The following is a 5,000-nucleotide window of genomic DNA, read 5'->3' as shown; positions in this document are numbered from 1 at the left end:
AGGTCAACACGGCCATCATGGTCATCACCATCATCAAGGTCAACATGGTCATCAGGGGCAACAAGTACATCACCACGGTCACCACCACATTCATCCGCAAGCTGTTCTTTATCAAACTCACCAAGGCCAACATGGTCACCATGGACATCACCACCAAGGCCAACATCATGGACACCAAGGTCAACATCATGGACACCAAGGTCAACAGCACCAACAGCACCAACAATATCAGCAATATCAACAACAACAACAATCTTCTCCTTGGACAGGTGGAATTGGAGCAGGAGGAGCAGGGGCAGCAGCAGGAGCAGCTAGTATTAGTGGAGCAGCAGGACACGCAGGGCACGTGGGTCATTAATGATTGGCAGAAAAAAAGCCATAATAAAAAACTGCTAGGAAATCCTAGCAGTTTTTTTCAGCTTCTTGACGCTGACGTTCAATTTCAGCACGAAGTTGTGGTTCCGGTGCTTGCCAGCCTTCTGGCTTTAGAATCTTACCGTCGCCTTCACGGAATCGAGGCTTCCCATCAGGGAATAGTTTTGCCATGTTGGCGTTGTTTACAATTTCGAATCCTTTATCTGGACGTACGCCCATTTCTGCAAACGTTCCGAATGCAAAGTAAATAAGGTCAATCAGTGCATCGTATTGATCTTCAACAGTCGTTGCCTCTAGAAATTCTTCTAGTTCTTCCTGCATAAAACTTGCACGGATTTTTGCACGCTCTTCTGTTAATTTTGTTGGAGTATTTGTCACAGGATGTCCGAATACTTCATGCATTTTCGCAACAAGTTCGTATCCTTTATCTAAACCTTTTTCGTTTGTCATGTTGTTTCATCCTTTCTTACGTTATGCCGAAGTTTATTGTAACATAAGGTGATTATGAAATGAAAAGAACATCTTATCGAAATAAGATGTTCGCTCGTTATTCTTCTTTTTTTATTAAAAGCGATGAAATAAGATCGATGCCAAAAATACCGACGAGTAACATTGGTATAACGACAAGTAAGTAACGTGTGAAGGAAACATTTTTTAAGTATGTATGAGCAAATAAAAAGACGCCGAGAAATAAAATACCATTTAAAATAGGCTTTACTAATTTTTTAGACATAAGCTCCCCCATAAATATCTTCTCTCTCTATTTGATAATAAAAAACTCCTCTCTCCGTTGTATCATGCTGGAGAGAGGAGTTCAATCATTTCTCATTCAATAACACCAGAATTTGTAATATTTACGGTGTATTTTATATGAACCGGAACATCTTTATACATTTGTCTCCATTCTTCTAATTTGAATGGGCGATAATGTTGTTTATACTTTGCACCTAGCCCGAGAGGATCGACGCCTAAAGATTTAAATTGCTTAATTAACTTAGCAGCTTGTTTATCTAATTGTTTTTGTACATCTTTTTCAATGTTTTTTGTGTTCTTGTTATTTTCTAAGTTAATTTGTTTTGATAGTTCTTGAATACGTGCATCAAGACGAACGTGAATGAAAAAAGAAGGCTTTCCGTTTTTAATTTTTATATCGTAAGTTGGAACAGAACGAATATTATTAATCATTACGTACGCAGAATCTGTTTTAAATTCATGTGAATCTAATTTATGTTTCTCTAATAGTCCTTTAAATATGAACATATCTTTTTCCGCAATTTTACCGATATATTTATCCTTTTTAAAAAGGCCAATTCCGGTAATTTTTATTTTATCACCATGCTTCTTTAGAATGGGAATATAGTAGTCTTTTCCTTCTTGATAATAGCGAAATGCTCCTATATGTAGATTATCCGCTGGTAAAGGTCCGGTCTCCATGTTATGTTCTAGCAATTTTTTTATATAAATTGCAACGTTGTATGAAGTCGAATATTTGCCTTTTAAAAGTTCAGTACCATTCCCATCTAATAAAGCAGCATATAAAGCGTTCCCTATATTCACATCTCGGAGTAATGTATCGAATGAAGTAGACATTCCTGTTTTGGCAAGTCTTATCGTATATAGAGCGACACGCATTTGTCCACTAGCAAAAGGTTGAGAAGACTCTAAAGATGTGTCTGCTTTTACTTGTTTTACCGCATTTGCACTGCCTTCAAAAACTTGAACTTTATTTCCTTTTTTTTGAATGGGACAAACGAATGTCACTTTTACTTTATTATCTTTTGCAACGTCAAATACGGATCCTTGAATAAGTTGTACATCGTCGATAATATTTTTTTGTAAACATCCAATTAGACTGAAGAATGTTATACAAGAAATAAGTATTAATTTGCTTGTGCTTTTGATTTTTTCCATTTTCTTTTCACCCACACAATAATAAATAGGATTGGGATGTATACATAAATGAGCCAAAAACTAACCTTTGATACATTACTAATAAAGTTATTAATATCGTGTCTGTTTGTTAAAAGTTGCGAAACAATGAGAGTGATAAAGATAAAAGCAATTAAAACACCCCTTTGTTTTACACGGAATATTTCATGAGTTGCTCTCATTGACGCCCATAAAGGGAGGATAAAACTTGAAATAATAACGAGTGCATAGCCTGAAATTGCAATATATTCGAGTCTTTCTATAAATGGTAATTGAATAACTTGGGTCATAGAAAGTTGGGCCCATATCGTTTTTAACAATTGTTTTTCACTAAAAAATGCAAAGGCTAAAAGGGTGCTAAATAAATATAGAAGATTTGAAAATAGTGCTCCAAACTGAGCGTATTTATGAGATTGCATAGGCTTTTTCACAAATGGATACACCATGAAGTAAATCTCAAAACCGGTCATACTGTAGATTGACAGTTGAGCGGATTTTAAAATGTCTGAAAAAGAATGTGTGAATATAGGTAGTAAATTATCCCAATGTGAATATTTCAAAACGAATAAGCTTAGAAATAAATATCCTAATGTACCACCAACAGAGATGACGCAAATACCGGTAATTACACGAAATCCAGAAGAGATAATGTAATAGCTAACTAAGCATAAAAAGAGTGTTAACATAAAGGTAGAAGCGGTAGGAAACATCCATACTTGAATAATTTCAACATATGTTCGGATGACTGAAATACTAACGATTAAAAAATAAGCCATAAAGATGATGCTAATGCCATTTCCTAGCCATTTTCCAAATGTTTGCCGATGTAAATCAACTAAATTCCCATTTGTTTCTTTTAATAAGACATACATCATCCATATAAGAATGTGGATTAAAATTCCTGTGATTATAACTCCCATCCATCCGTCGTATCCAGCGGCCTTTGCGATGATTCGAGCGAAGCCGAGAACGCCAGCACCGAACTGTGCACCGTGAATTAAGAAGAAAACAAAGATAGGAGATATTTGATATTTTTCTTGAACTTTACTCATCGAATGCACCTCATTTCTTAATCATCAAAGTCTGATCTATGCTTTGTTGAAATTCCTTTCGCTGCTTTTTTTACATGTTGTGGCCTTGCTTGTACATCCCTTGTATCAATCATTGTTAAAGGAAAACGGATCCAAGAATCTTTAACAGATTGTTGTCTTGTTGGATAAAACAAAGCGTACGGCTTGCGTAAAGAAGTAAGTCTAAATAGATGGGTGAATAAAAAGATAAATCCAAGTGAAATACCGAAAAGTCCTCCTATTTCTGCAAATATGAGAAACGGGAAACGTAGTAATCGAACCGCATTACCCATTTTATAAATAGGTGTAATAAAGGAAGCGAGTGCTGATAAGGCAACGATAATTAATAAAATATTACTCGTTAAACCTGCTTGTACAGATGCTTGCCCGATTACGATACCCCCTACGATACCGAGCGTTTGACCAACTTTCATCGGTAACCTTGCGCCGGCTTCTCTTAATAAATCAATTGCAAGTTCTAAAAAGAGAGCTTCAATTAAAGGCGGGAACGGTACTTGTGCTCTTGATAAAATTAAAGTTTCAAGTAAATCACTCGGAATAAGTTCATAATGATAATTTAAAACTGCAACGTATAACGGTGTAGCGCAAATTGAAAATAGAACGGCAATTAATCTTAAAATCCTTGAAAATGTAGCGTACATCCAGGAGACGTTATAGTCTTCTGGTGAAATGAAAAAATCGAAATAGGATACAGGTGTTAGTAAAACACTCGGAGAACCATCAACAAAAATAGCAATTTTCCCATCAATTAGTGCTTTTGTAACTCTATCAGTACGTTCTGTATTGATATAGAGAGGGAAAATCGATTTTTCACCCATTAATTCTTGTAAATAAGCACTATCATTAATTTGATCATATTCAAGAGCGCGTAATGACTCTTCTAGAAAATCTACATTATCTTTTTCAGCAAGGTTGTCTAAGTACATCATGACAACTTTTGTTTTGGAAAACTCGCCGATAATCATTTCTTTTGTTTGTAAATCTAAAACAGGAAGACGTTTTCGAACTAAATTAATGTTTGTATCAATATCCTCTACGAAACCTTCTTGCGGACCAATAACAGTTGATTCGTTTAAAGGAGGGGTTGGTGCACGATAATTATCAATTGCAATGTTTGCAAGCATACATTTTTGATCTTGCTGATTCAATTGAATAATCGCATGCCCCTTTAAAACCATATCCTCAATTTTTTGTAAGTCGTTCGTAATTGTAATGCCGCTCATCGGGATATGTTCCTTAAGCTCTTCTAGTGATGCGTTAGGTCGTTCTAAAAGAGTGGGCATTAAATACTTTTGTAATTTTTCTCCATCAAGTGAAGGGCGATAGTAAGAAATCCAATAAGGCATCGTTTCATCGTCGGATGTATGATAATTTACAAAATCACTAGACTTTTTCAGCTTCTCTATTAAATTTTGTAAAGAATGAATACGATCTTTTTCTGGTTTTGTAAAGTCATAAATACTATTACCTCCAGAGCTTTGTTGCCTATCTTGAGAGGAATCATCCTGTTTAGCGTTTTGTTGCTTATCCTGAGAAGGGTCATCTTGTTTAGCACTTTGCTGCTTATCCTGAGACGAATCCTCTTGTTTAGCGTTTTGTTGCTTA

5 protein-coding genes and 1 pseudogene are annotated in these 5,000 nt (G+C 35.5%); 1 reads left to right on the top strand and 5 read right to left on the bottom strand.

Features of this window, described 5'->3' with window-relative positions; translation table 11 throughout:
* Positions 1-358 (top strand): annotated as a pseudogene (locus HMPREF2590_RS27025) (hypothetical protein); the annotation flags it as partial.
* 44 nt (positions 359-402) lie between these two features.
* On the opposite strand, the gene HMPREF2590_RS27020 reads toward HMPREF2590_RS27025, so the two are convergent.
* The 5 genes from HMPREF2590_RS27020 to HMPREF2590_RS27000 form a co-directional block, all read right to left on the bottom strand.
* Complete coding sequence (locus HMPREF2590_RS27020; protein WP_000180554.1) at positions 403-825, bottom strand: pyrophosphohydrolase domain-containing protein; 423 nt, start codon at positions 823-825, stop codon at positions 403-405.
* A 97-nt stretch (positions 826-922) separates the two neighbouring features.
* Positions 923-1,108 carry a hypothetical protein gene (locus HMPREF2590_RS27015; protein WP_000038781.1) on the bottom strand — a complete coding sequence of 62 codons (186 nt, stop codon included), beginning with the start codon at positions 1,106-1,108 and terminating at the stop codon, positions 923-925.
* A gap of 92 nt (positions 1,109-1,200) precedes the next feature.
* Complete coding sequence (gerHC, locus tag HMPREF2590_RS27010) at positions 1,201-2,286, bottom strand: spore germination protein GerHC (RefSeq protein ID WP_000411387.1); 1,086 nt, start codon at positions 2,284-2,286, stop codon at positions 1,201-1,203.
* Positions 2,256-3,356, bottom strand: coding sequence for a spore germination protein (locus HMPREF2590_RS27005; RefSeq protein WP_000049055.1), 1,101 nt, complete (start codon positions 3,354-3,356; stop codon positions 2,256-2,258). Before HMPREF2590_RS27005 ends, gerHC begins: the two co-directional genes overlap by 31 nt.
* Positions 3,357-3,373: 17 nt before the next feature.
* The coding region (locus HMPREF2590_RS27000) for a spore germination protein (RefSeq protein ID WP_083325447.1) at positions 3,374-5,000 on the bottom strand (1,627 nt) is incomplete at its 5' end.

The organism is Bacillus sp. HMSC036E02 (genome assembly GCF_001836235.1).
Lineage (GTDB): Bacteria > Bacillota > Bacilli > Bacillales > Bacillaceae_G > Bacillus_A > Bacillus_A cereus.
Note: the sequence above shows the minus strand (reverse complement) of the source record. Positions and strands in the feature narration are given on the sequence as shown.

Excerpts from the sequence above, each read along its gene's own strand:
- HMPREF2590_RS27020 (WP_000180554.1), bottom strand. The coding sequence starts at position 825 with ATGACAAACGAAAAAGGTTTAGATAAAGGATACGAACTTGTTGCGAAA.
- HMPREF2590_RS27015 (WP_000038781.1), bottom strand. The coding sequence starts at position 1,108 with ATGTCTAAAAAATTAGTAAAGCCTATTTTAAATGGTATTTTATTTCTC.
- gerHC (WP_000411387.1), bottom strand. The coding sequence starts at position 2,286 with ATGGAAAAAATCAAAAGCACAAGCAAATTAATACTTATTTCTTGTATA.
- HMPREF2590_RS27005 (WP_000049055.1), bottom strand. The coding sequence starts at position 3,356 with ATGAGTAAAGTTCAAGAAAAATATCAAATATCTCCTATCTTTGTTTTC.